17 protein-coding genes are annotated in these 19,183 nt (G+C 69.6%); 14 read left to right on the top strand and 3 right to left on the bottom strand.

What is annotated here, in order from left to right:
* The 4 genes from H5J26_RS16065 to H5J26_RS16080 form a co-directional block, all read left to right on the top strand.
* Nucleotides 1-520 (top strand): 3-hydroxyacyl-CoA dehydrogenase family protein (locus tag H5J26_RS16065; protein WP_235980756.1); only part of this gene is annotated, 520 nt, incomplete at its 5' end.
* A gap of 11 nt (nucleotides 521-531) precedes the next feature.
* On the top strand, nucleotides 532-1,692 hold the full coding sequence (locus H5J26_RS16070) for an acyl-CoA dehydrogenase family protein (protein WP_181766545.1): 1,161 nt from the start codon (nucleotides 532-534) through the stop codon (nucleotides 1,690-1,692).
* A 97-nt stretch (nucleotides 1,693-1,789) separates the two neighbouring features.
* Nucleotides 1,790-2,596: an SAM-dependent methyltransferase gene (locus H5J26_RS16075; protein ID WP_309237942.1), complete on the top strand. Its 807-nt coding sequence runs from the start codon at nucleotides 1,790-1,792 to the stop codon at nucleotides 2,594-2,596.
* Between the two features lie 116 nt (nucleotides 2,597-2,712).
* Entirely contained in the window at nucleotides 2,713-3,480 is a 768-nt protein-coding gene (locus H5J26_RS16080) for a VanZ family protein (RefSeq protein WP_181766546.1), read from the top strand.
* Here H5J26_RS16080 and H5J26_RS16085 read toward each other — a convergent pair.
* Both H5J26_RS16085 and H5J26_RS16090 read right to left on the bottom strand, forming a co-directional pair.
* Nucleotides 3,452-4,138 (bottom strand): DUF4230 domain-containing protein, encoded by a 687-nt coding sequence (locus H5J26_RS16085; protein WP_181766547.1) that lies wholly within the window; start codon nucleotides 4,136-4,138, stop codon nucleotides 3,452-3,454. The genes H5J26_RS16080 and H5J26_RS16085 overlap by 29 nt on opposite strands.
* A 162-nt stretch (nucleotides 4,139-4,300) precedes the next feature.
* Nucleotides 4,301-5,587, bottom strand: a complete 1,287-nt coding sequence (locus tag H5J26_RS16090) for an FAD-binding protein (RefSeq protein WP_181766548.1) — start codon at nucleotides 5,585-5,587, stop codon at nucleotides 4,301-4,303.
* A gap of 359 nt (nucleotides 5,588-5,946) precedes the next feature.
* Between H5J26_RS16090 and H5J26_RS16095 the strand changes: the two genes are divergently transcribed.
* On the top strand, nucleotides 5,947-6,858 hold the full coding sequence (locus H5J26_RS16095) for a helix-turn-helix domain-containing protein (RefSeq protein ID WP_181766549.1): 912 nt from the start codon (nucleotides 5,947-5,949) through the stop codon (nucleotides 6,856-6,858).
* Nucleotides 6,859-6,958: 100 nt separating this feature from the next.
* On the opposite strand, the gene H5J26_RS16100 is transcribed toward H5J26_RS16095, so the two are convergent.
* Entirely contained in the window at nucleotides 6,959-8,110 is a 1,152-nt protein-coding gene (locus tag H5J26_RS16100) for an MBL fold metallo-hydrolase (protein ID WP_181766550.1), read from the bottom strand.
* A gap of 232 nt (nucleotides 8,111-8,342) precedes the next feature.
* On the opposite strand from H5J26_RS16100, the gene H5J26_RS16105 reads away from it, so the two are divergent.
* The 9 genes from H5J26_RS16105 to H5J26_RS16145 all read left to right on the top strand — a co-directional run.
* Entirely contained in the window at nucleotides 8,343-9,107 is a 765-nt protein-coding gene (locus tag H5J26_RS16105; RefSeq protein WP_181766551.1) for a GntR family transcriptional regulator, read from the top strand.
* A gap of 172 nt (nucleotides 9,108-9,279) precedes the next feature.
* Nucleotides 9,280-9,864 carry a TIGR03086 family metal-binding protein gene (locus tag H5J26_RS16110; protein WP_181766559.1) on the top strand — a complete coding sequence of 195 codons (585 nt, stop codon included), beginning with the start codon at nucleotides 9,280-9,282 and terminating at the stop codon, nucleotides 9,862-9,864.
* 94 nt (nucleotides 9,865-9,958) lie between these two features.
* On the top strand, nucleotides 9,959-11,797 hold the full coding sequence (locus H5J26_RS16115; protein WP_181766552.1) for an MBL fold metallo-hydrolase: 1,839 nt from the start codon (nucleotides 9,959-9,961) through the stop codon (nucleotides 11,795-11,797).
* On the top strand, nucleotides 11,794-13,662 hold the full coding sequence (locus H5J26_RS16120; RefSeq protein ID WP_181766553.1) for a hypothetical protein: 1,869 nt from the start codon (nucleotides 11,794-11,796) through the stop codon (nucleotides 13,660-13,662). The genes H5J26_RS16115 and H5J26_RS16120 overlap by 4 nt, the downstream gene beginning before the upstream one ends.
* 13 nt (nucleotides 13,663-13,675) lie before the next feature.
* Nucleotides 13,676-14,746, top strand: coding sequence for a LacI family DNA-binding transcriptional regulator (locus H5J26_RS16125; protein ID WP_181766554.1), 1,071 nt, complete (start codon nucleotides 13,676-13,678; stop codon nucleotides 14,744-14,746).
* A 258-nt stretch (nucleotides 14,747-15,004) separates the two neighbouring features.
* The gene (locus H5J26_RS16130) at nucleotides 15,005-16,363 is read left to right on the top strand and encodes an extracellular solute-binding protein (protein WP_181766555.1); all 1,359 of its coding nucleotides are present in this window, start codon (nucleotides 15,005-15,007) and stop codon (nucleotides 16,361-16,363) included.
* Nucleotides 16,363-17,382 (top strand): carbohydrate ABC transporter permease, encoded by a 1,020-nt coding sequence (locus tag H5J26_RS16135; RefSeq protein ID WP_181766556.1) that lies wholly within the window; start codon nucleotides 16,363-16,365, stop codon nucleotides 17,380-17,382. The genes H5J26_RS16130 and H5J26_RS16135 overlap by 1 nt, the downstream gene beginning before the upstream one ends.
* Nucleotides 17,379-18,317 carry a carbohydrate ABC transporter permease gene (locus tag H5J26_RS16140; RefSeq protein ID WP_210771397.1) on the top strand — a complete coding sequence of 313 codons (939 nt, stop codon included), beginning with the start codon at nucleotides 17,379-17,381 and terminating at the stop codon, nucleotides 18,315-18,317. Before H5J26_RS16135 ends, H5J26_RS16140 begins: the two co-directional genes overlap by 4 nt.
* Nucleotides 18,317-19,183 (top strand): ROK family protein (locus H5J26_RS16145; RefSeq protein WP_181766557.1); only part of this gene is annotated, 867 nt, incomplete at its 3' end. The genes H5J26_RS16140 and H5J26_RS16145, both read left to right, overlap by 1 nt.

Raw genomic sequence — 19,183 nt, forward strand, 5'->3', positions numbered from 1 at the left:
GCTGCTCGTCCCCACCTGGGGCGGCACCGTGGCCGACGCCGTCGCAGCGCACGGCCTGCCCGTCGAATCCGTACTGGGCGTCGACCCGCTCTCGCTGGACACAGGGCGCCGCGTACTCGCCGTGACCCCGGCCACCGCACCCGAGGCCGTGCGGGACGCGGCCGCCGTGCTCGCGACTCCCTCCGCGCAGATCGGCGTCGTACGGGACACCGCCGGCTCCGTGGCGCAGCGGCTGCTCGCCTCCATCGTCTCGGTGGCGGCGTCCATCGCGGAACGCCACATCGCCGCTCCCGCCGACATCGACCTCGCGGTCACAGCGGGGCTGGGGTATCCGCACGGGCCGCTCGCCTGGGGAGAGCGCATCGGCGCGGCCCGGATGCTCGACCTTCAGCGCGCCCTGCACGCCTCCACCGGTGACCCCCGCTACCGACCGACCCGTTGGCTCACCGAACGGGCCCAGCTCGGCCTGTCGTTGACGACCCCCGACTTTCCGCTGCCCTCGGGCACGGCGAAGGAGTAGGAGAACCGCCCATGACGAGCAGGGACTTCGGTCTCACCGAGACGCAGCGCGACATCCGCGCCATGGCCGCCGACTTCGTCGACTCGGAGGTCGCACCCCACGCCCGCGACTGGGACCGTGCCGAGAAGGTCGATCCCGGCATCGCCAAACGCCTCGGCGAACTGGGCTTCCTGGGGCTGACGATTCCCGAGCAGTACGGCGGCGTGGAGACCGACCTGCTGTCGTACGTCCTGGCCACCGAGGAGCTGGGACGGGGCGACTCCGCGGTGCGCGGCATCGTCTCCGTCTCCCTCGGGCTGGTGACGAAGACCATCCTCGCCTACGGCACCGACGCCCAACGCAACGAGTGGATACCGCAGTTGGTCAGCGGCGACGCGCTCGGCTGCTTCGCCCTGACGGAGCCGGGCACCGGCTCCGACGCCGGCTCACTGAGCACCCGGGCCACTCGCGACGGCGACGACTGGATCATCGACGGCAGCAAGATGTTCATCACCAACGGCACCGTCGCCGAGGTGGCGCTCACTTTCGCCCGTACCAGCGAGAAGGGGATCACCGCCTTCCTGGTGCCGACGGCCTCCGCCGGACTGACCGCGACGGAGATCCACGGCAAGCTGGGGCTGCGCGGCCAGGCGACCGCCGAACTCGCCTTCGAGGGGGTGCGCGTGCCGGATTCTGCGCGTCTCGGTGCGACCGACCGCGGACTGGGCATCGCGCTGGGCGCTCTCTCCCGTGGGCGCATCTCGGTGGCGGCGGGCGCCGTCGGCCTCGCGCAGGCGGCGCTGGACGCGGCCGTCGGCTACGCCAAGGAGCGCGAGCAGTTCGGAAAGCCCATCGCCTCCTTCCAGCTCGTGCAGGAGCTGCTCGCCGACTCCGAGGTGGACATCCGAGCCGCCCGGCTGCTCACCCACCAGGTGGCGAGAATGGCCGACGCGGGGGCTTCGCCGAAGGAGTACGCGACGGACGCGTCCGTCGCTAAATACCACGCCAGCGAGACCGCCGTGCGAGTCACGAACAACTGCCTCCAGACGTTCGGCGGTTATGGCTTCATCGACGAGTATCCGGTCGGGAAGTACCTTCGCGACGCCCGCGTGCTGACCCTCTACGAGGGGACGAGCCAGGTGCAGAAGCTGATCATCGGCCGGGCGCTGACCGGCGTGGACGCGATGAACTGAGGACGGCCGGTTCCGGCCGGATCTGGTCGGTGTCCACGGAAGTGATCGGTGAGAGAGTGTGTCGCTCGCCGGCCGACCGTGTGTGGGGAGAGAGACAGTGATCGCGAGAGACGAGTTGGACACCGGCAGGCCCCATCCGGCCCGCGTCTACGACTACTGGCTGAACGGCAAGAACAACTACGCCGCCGACGTCGCAGCCGCCGAGCAGGTCGTGCGGGTGTGGCCGGGCGTGGTGCTGGGCGCGCAGCTCAACCGCGCCTTCATGCACCGTGCGACGCGCTGGCTCGCGCGTGAGGCGGGCATACGGCAGTTCCTGGACATCGGCTCGGGCATACCGACCGAGCCGAATCTGCACCAGGTGGCACAGGCCGTCGCCCCGGAGACCAGGGTCCTCTACTGCGACAACGACCCCGTCGTCCTCCAGCACGCGCAGGCGCTGATGTCCAGCACGCCGGAGGGTCGCACGGCCTACGTGCAGGCGGACTTCACGGATCCCGACGTCATCCTGAAGTCGCCAGAGCTACGGGAGACCCTCGACCTGGACCAGCCGGTCGCGCTGTCGCTGATCGCGCTGCTGCACTTCATCACGGACGAGCGGGGGGCGTACGAGATCGTCGCCCGCTACATGGACGCCCTGCCCTCGGGCAGCTACCTCGTCGTCTCCCACGCGACGGCCGACTTCGACCCGGACCTGCTCACGCGCGTCGCCGAGGCGTACCAGTCGAGGGTCGCCGAGGGCCAGATCCGCTCCAGCTCGGAGGTGAGCCGGTTCTTCGAGGGACTGGACCTGGTCGATCCCGGCGTCGTCGTCGCGCACCGGTGGCGCCCGGAGGACGATGAACCGCAGCCGGACATCACCGATGCGGAGTTCCCCGTCTACGGGGGCGTCGCCCGCAAGCCCTGAGGGGGCGCGCGGCCGTGAACAGGCCGCGCATGTATCGACCCACCGGGGGTAACTGCTGGCCAGACAGTACCTAGGCCCTCCGGGGGTGCTTGCTGGTGAACAGGTTTCTGAGTGACATGAGCAGAAAGGCGAAGGGCACGACGACGGGCAAGAGCGGACAGAAGGCGTCCAAGGTGACATCGGTGAAAACTACGAAGAAGACGCCTGCGAAGGCCACAGCGAAGAAGTCCGCCAAGACGTCGACGAGGCCGTCGGCCAAGGGGGCCTCCGCCAAAGCCGGGAAGACGTCGGGCAGTTCCGGCAAGAGGTTCTCGAAGGCGCCCTGGAAGAAGTCGAAATCCGCCAGGCCCCGCTCGACGGCGGGTGACGCCGGGCGCACAGGTCAGCGACTGCCGCTGGCCGCGCGGGTGCTCATCCTTCTTGTCGCGTTCGTCGCGATGGTCGGCTTCGCCGTCGTCCTGTCCAAGCTGACGCTCGGGGCCTCGGCGGCGTCGGAGTCGCTGACCCACAGCAACCTGCGGCCAGGGGACTCCATCCGCAACTATCTCTCCCAGCCGGCCATCCGCGACACCGTCAAGCAGCTCGGCGGAAACATCGTGCTCGGCATGCCCTTCGGCGCCCTGCTGCCGGTGCTCGCGCCCCGCACCCGGGGGCTGCTGCGCGTGATGCTGGCGACGGCGATCGTCATGCTGCTCGTCGAACTCGTCCAGGGCGCCCTGGTCACAGGCCGGGCCTTCGACATCGACGACGTCATCCTCAACACGACCGGCGCCATGCTCGGATACCTGATCATCGGGCGGCGGCTCGGCCGTGCCGTCCACCCGCGCCGCCGCCACTGGTGGCACCGGGGTGCGGTCAGTGCTTCTTCCCGTGGTCGTCCGTGAACTGGACGGTCACCTTCTCGTAGCCCAGCGAGATCAGCAGCTCCCGCAGCATGCTCTTCGTGTTCTTCTCCGCGCGGGCGGTCAGATCGCTCTTCTGCGCCGCGTCCTCGATGTGGCGGACGGCCAGCTTGTGCACCTCCCGCTCGTCGTTGGGGTTGTCGGAGAAGACGTCGCCCAGCCTGTCGAGAATCCCGCGTTCCTTCGTCACCGCGTACGAACGCTCCGCGTCGAGCGCGGGCTTCTCCAGGCGGGCGTGCGGGAGCTTCACCGTCGCGGCCTTGCGGTCACGGCTGACCTTGACCGCTTCCTCGCCCACGTTCCCCAGATCGACGTACGCGCCGACGTCGCCCTTGCCGACGAAGAGCGTGCGGTTGCCGCGCACGGCGTCAGGCAGGAACTTCGCGTCCTTGTCCAGGTCCACGACGACCTGGAAGCTGCCGGACGAGGCCTCGTAGCGGCTCATGTCCTGGATCGACTTGAGCAGTACGGGCCCGGTCCGGTCCTTGGTCTCGGTCGCGAGCGGATTGGTCGCCTTCGGCAGCAGATTGAGCACTGCGGCGACCAGCAGCAGCAGAACGACGAGGATCAGCGACAACAGGACCGGGACCCACCGCGGCGTACGCCTGCGGGCGTCGGCTGAACTCTGCAGAGGTGACATGTGACCGTCCCATCGGAGCGCCAGTGGAAATCACGACACTGTTCCGGGTGCCCCGGCTTCCCGCCGTCATGGTCCGCGGGCCTGCCGTGGCGTGGATAGTCCGGGTGACGTCGGTTTTCGGCCAGTGCCGGTGCGAGGACGGGTCCTTGCTGCGAGGGCGGGTCAGTCCTCGTACGAGGGCGCGAAGACCTGCTCCACGAACGGATTGGCGAAGACGCCTCGCGGATCACGCTCGTGCAGCAGGTCGCGGAAGTCCTCGGCGCGTTCGTAGAGCCCGGCGATGCGCTCCGCCGGGACGGCCGTGAGCTTGCCCCAGTGCGGTCGCGCCCCCAGCGGCATCAGCCGTTCCTCGACCGCCGCGACGGCGGGAAGCACCTTCGCGGTGTCCTTGATCCAGGTGAAGTGGAAGGCGACGCAGTCGCGTTCGTAGGCGGGGCTCAGCCACAGGTCGTCGGCCGCGACGGTGCGCACCTCGGAGATCTGAAGCACCGGCGCGATACGGGGGCCGAGCTCCTGGAGCGCGGTCAGCGCCTCGGGGGCCGCCGCCCGCGGAAGCAGCACCTCCGACTGGAGCTCCTCGCCGTTGCTGGGGGTGAAGTCGGGCCTGAAGTGTGGCAGTCGCTCGTGCCAGGGGCCCGGCACTCGCAGCTGCTCCGTGCAGTGCGTGGGCGGGATGCCGGGGATCGGGTGGTGAGCGGCGTCGGCCGGCGTCCGCCCCTCCCAGTCGGCCCGTCGCCGCGTCTCGCCGTCCCGTTCGGCCGTACGGCGCTTGACCCACACCCGTGCGGTGCCGCTGCGGTAGTCGGTGAACGCGCTGACGCTGTACGCGCATCCGAAGATCTGGTCGAAGCCGGTGGCCAGCTCCACGAGCGGAACGCCGGTGAAAATGTGCTGCGAGACCTCGAAGGTGGGCTCGACGGAGAGCGTGAGCCGGGTGACGACACCGAGCGCTCCCAGGGCGACGACCATCCCGGGAAACCGGCCGGGATCGCTTCGTCGGCTGAATTCGGCCAGCTCACCGTCGGGACCCACGAGTTCGAGCGCGGTCACCGCCGCCGCGAGGCATTTTTCGTTGTCACCTGACCCGTGCGTGGCGGTCGCACAGCACCCCGCGACCGAAATATGCGGCAGCGACGCGAGATTGGCCAAAGCGGAACCGGCCTCGTGCAGGAACGTGGCCAGTTGTCCGTAGCGCATTCCGGCACTCACCGTCACCGTGCCGCTCTGCTCGTCCACCTCGGCCACGGGCGGCAGACCGTCAAGACGTACCAGGTCGCCGCCGGTGTCGGCGATGCGGTTGAAGGAGTGCCCGCTGCCCAGCGCCCGCACCCACCGGGCGGATCCGACGATGTGCTGCAACTCCTCGACGGAGGAGGGGCGATGGACACGCTGCGCGCTGAAGACGGTGTTGCCCGCCCAGTTCCGCGCCGGTGCGCCGGGTGTGTGCATGCGCGTACCCCAGGTGGTGGGCGGGCTCGCAGGCGACTCGGCCTGCGAGGACTCGTACGAGCCTAATACGCGCCCGGAAAACAACCCCTTGCGCGGTGGCTGTGAGTGAGGAAACATTTTCGGCCCCTGGCATTGGCCGATTGGCGCCACACGCCGTACATTCCGTCCCTTGTGCAACTTGCGCAACGGTCCCGCAGCGACAAACGGGGTGGCGGGGACTGGACAGGGGCATGTGCGGGAATGAGGACGAGCAGTGTCGTGGCGATGTACCCCTCGCATGTTGCGTGGGGGAGCGGACCGGAGCGAAGACCAATTCACTGTGGCGAGACCTACACGGTCACTGCGCGGGGAGCTTTAGCATGCGCATCACTGAGGTACCGGGCGGGCTGCCCGACGGTCGCATTCCTGAACGTCCCGGCGGACCCGCGGTGCCCAGGCTCGTGCTGGGCGAGCGGTTCCGCAAGCTCCGGGAAGCACAGTACATATCCCGCCAGGAAGCCGGCGAGGCCATCAAGACCTCCGACGAGACCATCGCCCAACTGGAGCGCGGACGCAGCGGATTCCACGAGCGTGACGTGACGGACCTGCTCAGCATCTACGGCGTCACGGACGGGACGGAACTCGCCACGATGCACGCGCTGGCCGAGCAGACCAACGTCCTGGGCTGGTGGCACGCCTATCACGACGTGGTGCCCGACTGGTTCCAGACCTACCTCGGGCTGGAACAGGCCGCCGGCGTCATCCGCAGCTACGAGGTCCAGTTCGTGCCCGGGCTGCTGCAGACACCCGAGTACGCCCGGGCCGTCATCGCACTCGGACACCCCCGCGCGACGGAGGGAGAGATCCAGCGCCGGGTGGAACTGCGGATGCTGCGGCAGCGCATCCTGCACAACCGGCAGCCCCCGCACCTGTGGGCCGTCATCGACGAGGCCGCTCTGCGCCGCCCGGTCGGCGGCCCCGAGGTCATGCGCGGCCAGCTCGAACACCTCGTCGCCGCCTGCGACTTGCCCCATGTCACCGTGCACATCATGCCGTTCGAGGCCGGTGGCCATGCGGCGGCGGGCTGCCCGGTCACGCTACTGCGGCTGCCCGAGCGCGAACTGCCCGACGTCGTCTATCTGGAGCAGCTGATCGGCGCGACCTACCCCGCCGAGCGTGACGAGGTCGAGTACTACCGGCATGTGATCGACCGGCTCGTCACCGACGCGGCCGCCGCGAGCAGGACCCGCTCCATCCTCCTCGGCATGCACGAGGAGATCGCGGTCTCCTGAGCAGGGGCACCCTCCCTGCCCGGCCCTGCGTCGGACCGCTGAAGGGCTCCGACGGCTCCGGCTCCGAAGGCTGGGGCCCCGGCGAACCGGCCCCGCCGTCTCAGGCCCGGTCGAATTTGAGCCCGCCCGGAGATCCGTCCGGCCCGGCCAGCGGTGACGCAGGTGCCGCGGGCCTCGTCTTGGAGCTGAGGTCACGCCACCAGGGGGTGACGGGAAGGGTGGGCGCGGACGGCTCGAAGGAGCCGCCGGGCACCGGGACCGCAGCCCGCACGCCCGCTTCCTCCGCAGCGGCGAGAGTGCGCTCGCCGGGCTCCGCCCAGGGGTGCGGGGCGAGATTGAAGGTGCCCCAGTGGATCGGAAGCATCGCACCGGACGTGCCCGTCAGATCGAGGTGGGCACGCACCCCCTCCTCGGGCGTCATGTGGATGTCCGGCCAGAACTCGCTGTAGGCACCGATCTGGATCATCGTCGCGTCGAACGGGCCGTGCTCGGCGCCGATTTCGGAAAAGCCCGGGAAGTATCCCGTGTCACCGCTGTGGAAGATCCGGTGGTCGGGGCCGCTCACCGTCCAGGAGGCCCACAGGGTGCGCTGCTTGTTGCGCAGCCCGCGCCCGCAGAAGTGACGGGCCGGGGTGGCGGTCAGTGTCAGCCCGGCGATGACGGTCGACTCGTGCCAGTCCAGCTCGGCGAACCGCTCCGGCCGCACGCCCCACCGCTCGAGGTGCGCGCCGACGCCGAGCGGCACCGCGAAGTGGACGTCGCTCGCTGCGAGTTCACGGATGGTGGGCAGGTCGAGGTGGTCGTAGTGATCGTGCGAGATGACCACGGCGTCGAGCTTGCCGAGCGAGGCGAGCGGCACTGGCGCGGGGTGCAGACGGCGCGGCCCCACGAAGGAGAAAGGCGAGCAACGCATGCCCCAGACAGGGTCGAACAGGACGCGCCTGCCGTCGAGTTCGGCGAGCACCGTGGAGTGGCCGAGCCACGTCACACGCAGGCCGGAAGCCGGAGGGGAGGACAGATCCGGGCGCGCGAGCGGGATCTTTCCGCTGGGCTTGCGACCCTCGCTGCGCAACAGGGCACGCGCCATGTCACCACGGCTGCGCGTGGGCCGGGGCGTGGTCGCGGACGGTACGGGATTGCGGAACTCGCCGGCCGCCGAGTCGTAGCGCGGCGACCGCTCGATGCGTGCCAGCCTTTCACCCGTCGGCTCCGCACCGAAGGAGAGGGGTCTGTATCCGACGACGCCGCTCATGATGTCTCCCGTTCTTCCGATGATTCCAGAACGCGCCCTGAGGGCCGGATTGTTCCGCGTTCGGGAGGAGATTTACGCGACGCTCCGGAGCCCGCGCGCCGTTACAGGTTCGCCGTTTCGATGTCATATTGGTGCGTACCAATTACATCAAGAAGCGGATCTGAGGGCTCCGTCCCGTCTTGACGTGCGAATTGGCCCGGACCAAAATTCTCCCGCGAGGAGGGAAGCGTTGATGAACGAGACCGCACCGTCCACGTCTTCCGACACGGCCGAAGGCGAGGTGCCCGGCAGTCAGAGGCCCAAGCACGCACGTCTGCGGCAGCGGCTGCGCGCCGAGGTGCAGCGGATGACCGCTCATACGGCTCTGCCCACCGAGCGCGAACTCGCCGGGCAGTACGGCGTCAGCCGGTCCACGGTCCGCCAGGCGCTCGACGCGCTCGCCGAGTCCGGAGTCGTCTACCGGGTGCACGGGGCGGGGACGTTCGCCGCATCGACGGTCGTGGCCAAGAACCTGACCATGAGCTCCTTCACGGAGGACATGGAAGCGCGCGGTCTGGTTCCCGGCAACCGGATTCTCGCCGCCGACGAGCGCGAGGCCGGGAGGCAGATCGCCGAGGAGCTGCGGCTCGGCGAGTCGGATCCGGTGGTGCGGGTGATGCGCCTGCGCCTCGCCGACGAGTGGCCCATGTGCCTGGAGACGGTGCACCTGCCGGCGGCCCGTGTGCCCGGACTGCTGGAACGCGACCTGAACGATTCGCTCTACCGCATCCTGCGCGCCGAGTACGGGATGCGGCTGGTCCGCGCGGAGCAGGTGTGGACGGCGGTGTCCCTGGACGAGCGGAGCGCCGTCCTGCTGGGCGTGCCCACCGGCTCTCCCGCCTTTCAGGTGCGTCGGGTCGGCATGGACGAGCGCTCCCGGCCCCTCGAGGTGACGACGGGGCTCTACCGGGCGGACCGCTACGAGATGCGGGTGGCGGTGCGCCGCGGCCTGGAGTGAGGTGGGGCCGGCCCGAGACGTCACCGTTCCCGGGGCTCTGACGCCTCACGTCCTGCACCGGCCGCCCCTGCGTCGGGCCGTGCGATGAGTTTCCCCCGCCGCGCCGGTCCGTACAGGCGAAGGCCGCGACGGGCGGGATCAACGTGAGGACGAGGTGTACGCAGTGACGACGATGCCCGATCTGGGACCGCAGGCGAACGAGGTCAAGATGCTGCTGGACGGTGTCGCCGACGACCGGCTCGACGCACCCACCCCGTGCCCGGAGTACTCGGTGGAGGGCATGCTGAATCATCTGCTGGGCCTGACCGCCGCGTTCCGTGACGCCGCGAGGAAGGACCTGGGTGCGAACACCGGGGCCGACCCGCTGGGTGAGTCCCCGTCGCTGCCCGCTGACTGGCGCAGCCGCCTCTCCCGCCAGCTCGACGAACTCGCCGAGGCCTGGCGGAGCGAGGACGCCTGGGAGGGGCAGACCCAGGCAGGCGGCGTCACGCTTCCCGGCGCCGTGGCGGGAATGGTCGCCCTGAACGAAATCGTCCTGCACGGCTGGGACTTGGCCCGTGCCACCGACCAGCCCTACCTGGGCGACCCGGACAGCCTGCGTGCCTCCATCGACCTGCTCTCGCAGTCCATGGAAGCGGAGATGAGGAATTCGATCTTCGGTCCCGTGGTGGACGTCCCCGCGGAGGCCCCACTGCTGGACCGCGCTGTCGGCCTCAGCGGCAGGCGCCCTGACTGGACGTCCGCCCCCGCGGCGTAGGCGCCGACGAGCCGTTGACGCTGTTTCCGCGCGGATGGCATCGTTCCCACATGGGATCGATGCCATTGTGGTGGATCCCGGAAAGGGCCCCGCCGTGCGCATCTGTGACGACGTCTTCCTGCACGAGGACACCTGCCACGTCTACGTGCTCAGGGACCGGGGGCGGCGTGAGGCGGTGCTCGTCGACTTCGGCAGCGGTGACGTCCTCGACCGTCTCGCGGACTTCGAGGTCGACCGGGTGACCGATGTGCTCGTCACCCATCACCACCGTGACCAGGTGCAGGGTCTGGCCCGCGCCGCCGCGGCCGGCATCCGGATCTGGGTGCCTCCCGTCGAGCACGACCTGATCGCCCGGGTCGACGAGCACTGGCGCACCCGGCCCCTCGACAACGACTACGACGTACGCCAGGACCGCTACTCGCTTCTGGAGCAGGTGCCCGTCACCGGCACGGTCGGGGAGTACCGCACCGCGCGCTACGGGGCGTTCGACATCTACACGCACCCGCTGCCCGGCCACACTGTCGGCTCCGTCGGCTACTTCACCGACGTCGCCGGACGCCGGATCGCCTTCACCGGCGACCTCATCCATGGTGAGGGCCGCGTCTGGTCGCTGGCGGCCACACAGTGGGCGTACACCGGGTTCCACGAGACGGCAGGCATGGAGGGTGTCGCCGCCACCGTGCTCTCCTGCATGCAGGTGCTGGAGCACGGCCCCGAGCTGCTGCTGCCCTCGCACGGCGAGCCCGTGACCGATCCCCCCGCCGCGGTCACGCGCGCGTGCCGGGCGTTGAGGCAACTGCTCGACACGCGCCGCCGCACCCCCTGGGACCCCGAGGAGAAACTGCGGCGTCCGTGGAATCAGGTCACCCCCCACCTGCTCCGCAACACCACCAGCATGGCCAACTCCTACGCCCTGCTCTCCGAGCACGGCACCGCCCTGCTGCTGGACTTCGGCTACGACCTGACCACTGGACTCGCCGGCGGTCACGACCGCTCCTCGCGCCGTCCGCTGCTCGCGTCGATCGAGGCGCTTCGCCGCGACCACGGAATCGACCGCGTCGAGGTGGCACTGCCCACGCACTACCACGACGATCACGTGGCCGGGTTCAACCTGCTGCGCGAGGTGCACGGGACTCAGGTGTGGTCCCCCTCGCACATCGCGCCCGTGCTGAACTCTCCCGAGCGGTGGGATCTGCCCTGCCTCTGGTACGACCCGATACCCGTCGACCGTGAGCTGACCTGCGGCAGACCCGTGCGCTGGCGTGAGTACGAGATCGGCGTGCACGAACTGCCGGGCCACACCCTCTACGCCGCCGCCTACTCCTTCACCGCCGACGGCCGCTCCGTCATCGCCACCGGTGACCAGCAGAGCACCGAATGGGAGCCCGGAATCCGTCCTGAACTCCTCAACTACCAGTACCGCAACCGGTTCCGCGTCGACGACTTCGTCCGCAGCGCGGAGCTGTACCGGAAGCTCCGCCCCGAACTCATGATCAGCGGCCACTGGGCGCCGTTCGAGGTCGGCGACGACTACCTCGACATGCTGCTGGCCGAAGGGGAGAAACTGGCACGCCTGCACCGCGAACTGCTGCCCCGCGACCTCGACTTCGGTGCGGAGGGATTCGCGGCACGCATCGCCCCGTACCGCAGCGTGCTCACGGCGGGGGGCCGCACGGGGCTGAGTGTCGGTGTCCGCAACCCGTTCCCCACCGAGGAGACGGCCGAGGTCATGATGTGCGTGCCGGACGGCTGGGAGGCTGAACCCCCGGTGGTACGGCTTGAGATCGGCGCGCACGGTGAAGGAGTGGCGGATTTCCAGCTCCACGTGCCGGCGGGCACCGGCCCGGCCGAACGGCTCCGCGTGGCCGTCGATGTGACCGTGGGCGGCATGCGCCTGGGGCAGCAGGCCGAGGCACTGGTGAGCGTGCGATGAGCCGCGAGCAGGAGTACGCCGGTGTGCGGGCGGTCCGCACCGAGGGCGGCGCCGTCGAAGTCACCGCCCCCGGCTACCGGTTGACGGTCGACGCGGACGGCGTCTCGGCACGGATGTTCGCCACCGCCACCGCGTGGGCACGCGGCCCGGCATCCGTTCAGCAGCCCCTCGTGCTCCAACTCCCGGGCGTGATCGACCAGATGGGGCTGCCCGACGAGACGCTCTCCGTCTCCCCGCCCCGGCTGGAGACCGACGGGCCGTACCCACGGATCACCGTGACCAGGCGAAGCACCGCCTGGCGGCATGCGCTGACCTCCGTCGTGTGCACTCGGGAGGGTCCCGAACTGTGCTGGGAGGTCGCCGGGCAGGGGGAGTTGGCGTCCGTGCAGCCACTGGCGGTGCGGGCCGCGCTCGGTGGCCGCGGAGGCGGCCTGCGTCCGAGCGGGCACGCCTGGCGAACGCTGTTCTCTCCCAATCCGGGGCCGCCGCGCAGGCTGACGCGCGGTGCCGGGGAGAGCGCCGTCATTGGCGCCTGGGGCGATGCGCGGCCGGGCCGCGGCCACTGGTTCTTCACCCCGGCCCCCCTGTGCTTCGCCCTGACACAGGAGCCCTTGCCCGACGACGCCGACCCCGCCGCCCACCCCGCGGGAAGCGGCTGGTGGACAGTCGGAGTCGGGGCGCCCGTCGAGGAGTCGACCTTCACCGGGCTGACGTATGTGCCCTCCGATGACGCCTTCCACCTGAGCCTGGACTACGAGGGGCACACACGGGTGGACGGCAGCTTCACCACGCCGTCGGTGCTCGTCTCACCCGGCCATCCCGACCCGTACGAGGGTCTGCGCCACCACCGTGACTGGCTCGCCGGACACGGCTGGACCGCCTCGCGCGGAGACGCTGCGAACGGCAAAGACGGCCTGGGGCGGCCGAGTTGGTGGTCGGAGCCGATGTTCTGCGGCTGGGGTGCGCAGTCGGCGCGGGCGCGGGACACCGGGCGGGCGGCCCCGGATCTGAGCACGAGCGAGGAGTACGACGCGCACCTGACCCACCTCGACGCACACGGACTCACCCCGGGCACGGTCGTCATCGACGACAAGTGGCAGCGTGCATACGGCTCTTGGGAGGCGGACACCGCCAAGTGGCCCGACCTGCGGGGCTGGATCGCCCGGCGGCACGACGCGGGGCAGAAGGTGCTGCTCTGGTGGCGGGCGTGGGCCACCGAGGGAGTGCCGGACGAGTGGTGCGTACGGACACCGGACGGCCGTCCCGTCGCCCTCGATCCGGACCATCCTGAAGCGCGGGAGTTGCTGGCGGACAACATCCTCCGCATGCTCTCCCCGGGCGGACTCGACGCCGACGGCCTGAAGATCGACTTCACCGCGGACACCCCGTCGGGCGCCTCCCTCACTTCGAGGGGACCGAACTGGGGCATCGCCCTGCTCCACCGGCAACTGGCGGTCATCCACGGCGCGGCGAAACAAGCCAAGCCCGACGCCCTGGTCGTCACCCACACACCGCACCCGGCGTTCGCCGATGTGACCGATATGATCCGGCTCAACGACATGCTGCGCCTCGACGACCCTGATCCGTACGCTCCGATCGTGCCCCAGATGCGCCTTCGTGCCGCCGTCGCCGGTGCCGCCTGCCCGGACCTGTTGCTCGACACCGACGACTGGTGCGCGCCGGACCGCGAGCAGTGGCGCGAATACTGGGCCGTGAAGCACCAGTTGGGGGTTCCTGCCCTGTACGTGGTCTCTCATCTGGACCGTACGGGCGAGTCCTTGGAGGAGAGCGACTACGCCGCGCTGCGGGAGTCGTGGGCGCAGTGGAGACGGGCCGGACGGAAGCCCGCGCGGGCAGACGGCTGAGGGAAGAAGACACATGGTCAAGCAGGGGCCCGGGGCATCGCGGAACGGCGGCGGGGCCAAGGGCAAGCGCGCCCGCGTCACGCTGCACGAAGTCGCCCAGGAGGCGGGCACGTCACGCTCGACGGCCTCGCGTGCCCTGGGCGGCCACGGCTATGTGGCCGGCCACATCAAGGAGCGGGTGCACGAGGCGGCCCAAAGGCTCGGATACGTACCGGACGTCTCCGCCCGCACGCTCAAGGGCCGCTCCAGCCGCGTCGTCGGGCTGCTCGTCTCCGACCTGCGCAACCAGTTCTACGCACAGCTGGCGGCGGGTGTCGAACAGACCCTCTCCGACGCCGGATACCAGGTGGTGCTCGTCGACGACCACGGCCGTGAGGAGCGGGCGGCCGACGGTGCGCGGGCCTTCCTCGCGATGCGTGCGGACGGTGTGCTTCTGGCTCCCGTCGGCCGTCCGGCCACCGAGATCCTGGTGGATCACGGCACTCCCGTGGTCGAGGTGGACCGCCGGTCTGGGGTGCGCGGCTGCGATGTGGTCGCCATCGACAGCGAGAACGGCGCACGGGACGCCGTGGCACATCTGCTGGAGCTGGGTCACCGTGAGATCGCCGTCGTCGTCGACGAGACGAAGTGGGCGACCGGTAAGGACCGGCTGAAGGGCTACCGGGTGGCTCTTCGCGAGGCACGCGTGCCCTACCTCCGGCGGCGGGTGCTGGACCTCGCCCTGCGTGACCGGGACGGCGAGGCGGAGGACGCGGTGGGGGCACTGCTGGACGCCAACCCCGAGGTGACCGCTGTCTTCGCCGCCAACAACGTGGTCGCCGAACTCGTCTGGCAGGAGCTGAAACGGCGGGGACGTACCGTCCCGGACGACTGCTCGGTCGTCTCCTTCGACGACGAGACCTGGATGCGGATGGTCGAACCGAAACTCACGGCGGTGCGGCAGCCGGTCTTCGAAATGGGCAGCAGGGCGGCCACGTTGCTGCTGGAACGCGTCGACAGCGGACGGGGCAGGGCCGAGACCCACATCCTCCAGCCGGAGTTGGTGGTCCGCGGTTCGACGTGCCGGGCAGGGCTTCGGGAGTAACCGCCCCGACTCCGTGCTCTGCGGGCCCGGTCGGCCCTGCTCGCAACGGGTGTCTGTGCTGTCAGCCGCACCCGTCCACAAGTGCCTCCGTCCGATGCATTGACGCGTCCACGCGGTGTGGTTACGTTCTCACATGGCATCGATGCCACATGCCTTCCGAGCCCCGTTCCCGGGTCTCGGGCGCCTCGGGCTCCGCCCCGCTTCCGCACCACCCTCTGCACCACGCCGTGTCGGCCAGCTGCTCGAAGGAGAGACTCCATGGCGGCACCATCAGGGCGAACGCGCCGTACCGCGTGCTCAGTCGCCGCAGTCCTCGGCCTGCTGCCCCTCGCCGCGTGCGGTGGCGTGAGCGTCGCCGACGACACCTCCACCACGTTCACCACCATGGGCTTCGGCCTGGGTGACGCCATCGCCACGTCCCGCATCGACGACGCGCGCAAGGCCCTCGACGGAATGGAACTCCAGATCAACGAAGGGGCCTTCGACGAGCAGCAGTTCCTCTCCGCCGTCGCCGCAGGGGATCCGCCCGACGTGGTGAACATGGACCGCACCCTCATCGGTGGCTACGCCGCGCGCGGTGCCCTCCTCCCGCTCACCGACTGCGTGCGCGAGCAGAGCATCGACCTGAAGCAGTACCGGGCTTCGGCGATCGACGAGGTCAAGCTCAACGGCTCCGTCTACGGAATGCCGGACAGCTTCGACAACCGCATCCTGCTCATGGACGCCTCCGTGCTGAAGAAGGCCGGCCACAGCGCTTCCGATGTGGACACCTCCGACTGGGAGGGACTGCGCGAGCTGACCGGCGCTCTCAAGAAGCAGGACGGCGGCAAGCTCACCCGCATCGGATTCGACCCGAAGATCCCGGAGTTCTTCCCGTTGTGGGTGCGGGCCAACGGCGGCTCCCTCATCAGTGACGACGGGCGCACGGCGCGTCTGGACAGTCCTCGCGTGGTCGAGGCGCTCGCATACACGACAGGTCTGATCGACGAACAGGGCGGCTGGGGAAAGCTGAAGGCTCTGCGTGACTCCTTCGACCAGTTCGGCAAGGGAAACCAGCTCGTCCAGCACCAGGTGGGCGCGTATCCCATGGAGGACTGGTATGTGAACGTCCTCGGTGACACCTCCCCCCAAGTCGATCTGGGAAGCGGCTACTTCAAGGACCGGGAGGGCAGGCCCGTCAACTACGTCTCGGGAACGGGATGGGCGATCCCCAAGGGCAGCAGGCACGTCGAGGAGGCCTGCACCTTCATCAGGACCATGACCTCCACCCGCGCCTGGGTGAAGGCTGCCGCGGCGAAGGCGAAGGACGTGCGGTCGCGCGACGCCTACTACACCGGCGACTTCACCGGTAACCGCAAGGCCGACGAGATCATCGAGTCGAAGGTGTGGAAGCCCACCGGCAAGAAGGCCTTCGACGAGGCGACCCGCAGGCTCTACGACATCCAGAAGGCCGGATTCGCCGTTCCCGCCAACGCGGCAGGCACGGAGTTCAAGCAGGCGTGGCAGGACGCGTGCAACAGGGTGCTCTCCGGTGAGCAGTCGCCGAAGCAGGCCCTGGAACAGGCCCAGCAAGAGGCGCAGAGCGCTCTCGACATCGCGAACCAGGGGCGTGAGTGATGACCGTCTCCAGCAGGACAGCCACGGCCCCGGCACCGGACGCTTCCGGCTCTCTTCCTCCGACGGCTGCGACCGGTGACCGCGGCGACCGACGCGAGCGTGCCCGCCGCTGGCGGGCCTCGTGGCGACGCCGGGAGACCCGCGCCGCCTACGCCTTCCTGTCCCCGTGGATCTTCGGCTTCGTCGTGCTCACCGCCGGGCCGATGCTCGCCACCCTCTGGCTCTCCTTCACCAACTACGACGGCATCACGCAGCCGAAGGGCGTGGGGTTCGAGAACTACCGGCAGCTCTTCGAGGACCCCTCGGTCGCCAAGTCCCTGATGAACACACTGCTGTTCACCGTCATGCGGGTGCCGCTGTCCATGGCCGTGGCTCTCGCGCTGGCCATGCTGCTGATGAGGGTGGGGCGTGCCACCGGCTTCTTCCGCACTCTCTTCTACCTCCCGGTGATGACGCCCTCGGTCGCGGTCGGCATCCTCTTCCTGCTGCTGTTCAACGGCAACGTCGGCCTCATCAACACAGTGCTCGGATTCGTCGGTGTCGACGGGCCGAGCTGGACGACCGACGGGGACTGGATCAAGCCGGGCCTGGTGCTGACGACGCTCTGGTCGGTCGGCTCCACGGTGATCATCTATCTGGCCGCGCTGAAGAACGTGCCCGAAGAGCTGTACGAAGCCGCGGAGATCGACGGTGTGGGTCGCCGGCAGGCATTCGTTCACGTGACGCTGCCGCAGATATCGGGGGCGCTCTTCTTCACCCTCATCGTCAACACCATCGCCTCGCTGCAGACCTTCACCGAGGCCTATACAGCCTTCTTCGGATCGTCCAACTCCCAGACGTACAGCAACGACGCGGCGCTCTTCTACGTCGTGCACCTCTTCCAGCAGGCGTTCCAGTACATGCACCTCGGATACGCCTCGGCCCTGGCCTGGCTGCTCTTCCTGGTGATCCTCGTGATCACCCTGATCCAGGCGAAGTTCAGCAAGCGGTTCGTCTACTACGAGGGTGAACAGCGATGACTCAGCTGACGACGCCGCCCGCGGGTCCTCCGGCGCAGGAGAGCACCCCCGAACGCCTGCCCGCGGCCCCGGTACGCACGAGGCGGGTGCGGCATCCGCGTGAGCAGGCCGGGCCGATGGGCAGGGGTCTGCGCGTCCTCGCCCTGGTCGCCATCTCCGTGATCTTCATCTATCCGTTCCTGTGGCTGGTCAGCGCATCGCTGAAGCCCTCCGAGAACGTCTTCGACAACGTCCTGATCCCGCATGTGGTGCAGTGGGAGAACTACTCCGGCATCTGGGACGAGGTCCCACTCCTGACGTGGGTCGGCAACAGCGTCGTGGTCACCCTGGCCGCTGCGATCGCCGTGACCGTCAGCAGCGCGATCGTCGCCTTCGGCTTCGCCTACTTCCGGTTCCCGGGCAGGAACGCGCTGTTCGCGCTCGTCATCTCCACGATGATGCTTCCGGCAGTCGTGCTGATGATCCCCCAGTACCTGGTCTGGAACTGGCTGCACCTGGCCAGCAGCCAGATCCCGCTGTGGGCGCCGAACCTCTTCGGCAGCGCCTTCTACATCTTCCTGCTCCGGCAGTTCTTCCTCGGCCTGCCGCGCGAGCTGTTCGAGGCGGCGCGCATCGACGGGGCGAGCTACTGGGGCATGTTCTGGCGTATCGCCGTCCCGCTGTGCCGTCCCGCGCTCGTCGTCACCTTCATCTTCGAGGTGCACGCCTCCTGGACGGACCTGGTCCGGCCGCTGGTCTACCTGCGCGACCCGGACCTCTACACGGTGCCGCGCGGGCTGAAGGCCGTGCTCGACCAGTTCGGGGAAGGAGGCGAGATGCGCTGGGAGGTCGTGGCCGCGGCCAGCGTCATCGTCACCCTTCCCATGATCATCGCGTTCTTCGTCTGTCAGCGGCACTTCGTCGAGGGCATCGCCACACAGGGACGGAAGGGTTGATGACGCTGGACCACGGCGACCGCGACGGGAAGGCCGTCCTGGCACTCGACATCGGCGGAACGAAGCTCGCCGCCGGAGTCGTACGGGCGGACGGCACCGTCCTCTCGTACGGCACCTGCCCCACCGGCGTGGCCGACGGTGCCTGGGCGGGGATCGAGCGCCTGCTCCACCTCAGCCGCGAGGTCCTGCAGGAGGCAGGTACCTCACCGGCCGGGCTGCTGGGCACCGGCATCGGGTGCGGCGGGCCGCTCGACTCCACCCGCGGAACACTGATCGCCCCGCCCCACCTGCCCGGCTGGACGGACGTCCCCATTGCCCGGCTGGCCGAGGACGCCCACGGCCTTCCCGCCGTACTGGACAACGACGGCACCGCGGGGGCGGCGGGGGAGTGGCGCTTCGGATCGGGGCGCGGCACACGCCACTTGCTCTACATGACCATCTCCACCGGCATCGGCGGGGGCATGGTCATCGACGGCCGTACGTACCGCGGCGCCGCGGGCAACGGGGGCGAGCCGGGCCATGTCACGGTCCGCTCGGACGGGCGTGGATGCGCCGGCTGCGGCCGGCAGGGGTGTCTCGAGGCGTACGCGTCCGGCACGTCCATAGCCGAACGTGCCGCGGAGGCGGTGGCACGCGCGAAGGACGAGGGCCGGCATACCGTGCTCAGCCGCCACGACACCCTCACCGCCGCCGACGTCGCCGCGGCCACCCGCGAAGGCGACCCGGTCGCGTGCGGGGTCTGGGAGGAGACGATCGACGCGCTCGGCAACGGCCTCGCCTCGGTCGTCAACCTCTACGAACCCGAACTCGTGGTGCTCGGCGGCGGGGTGATGCGCTCAGCCGACCTGCTCCTCGACCCGGTGCGC

The sequence above is a fragment of the Streptomyces albidus (ex Kaewkla and Franco 2022) genome, assembly GCF_013870515.1.
GTDB classification, from domain to species: Bacteria; Actinomycetota; Actinomycetes; order Streptomycetales; family Streptomycetaceae; genus Streptomyces; species Streptomyces albidus.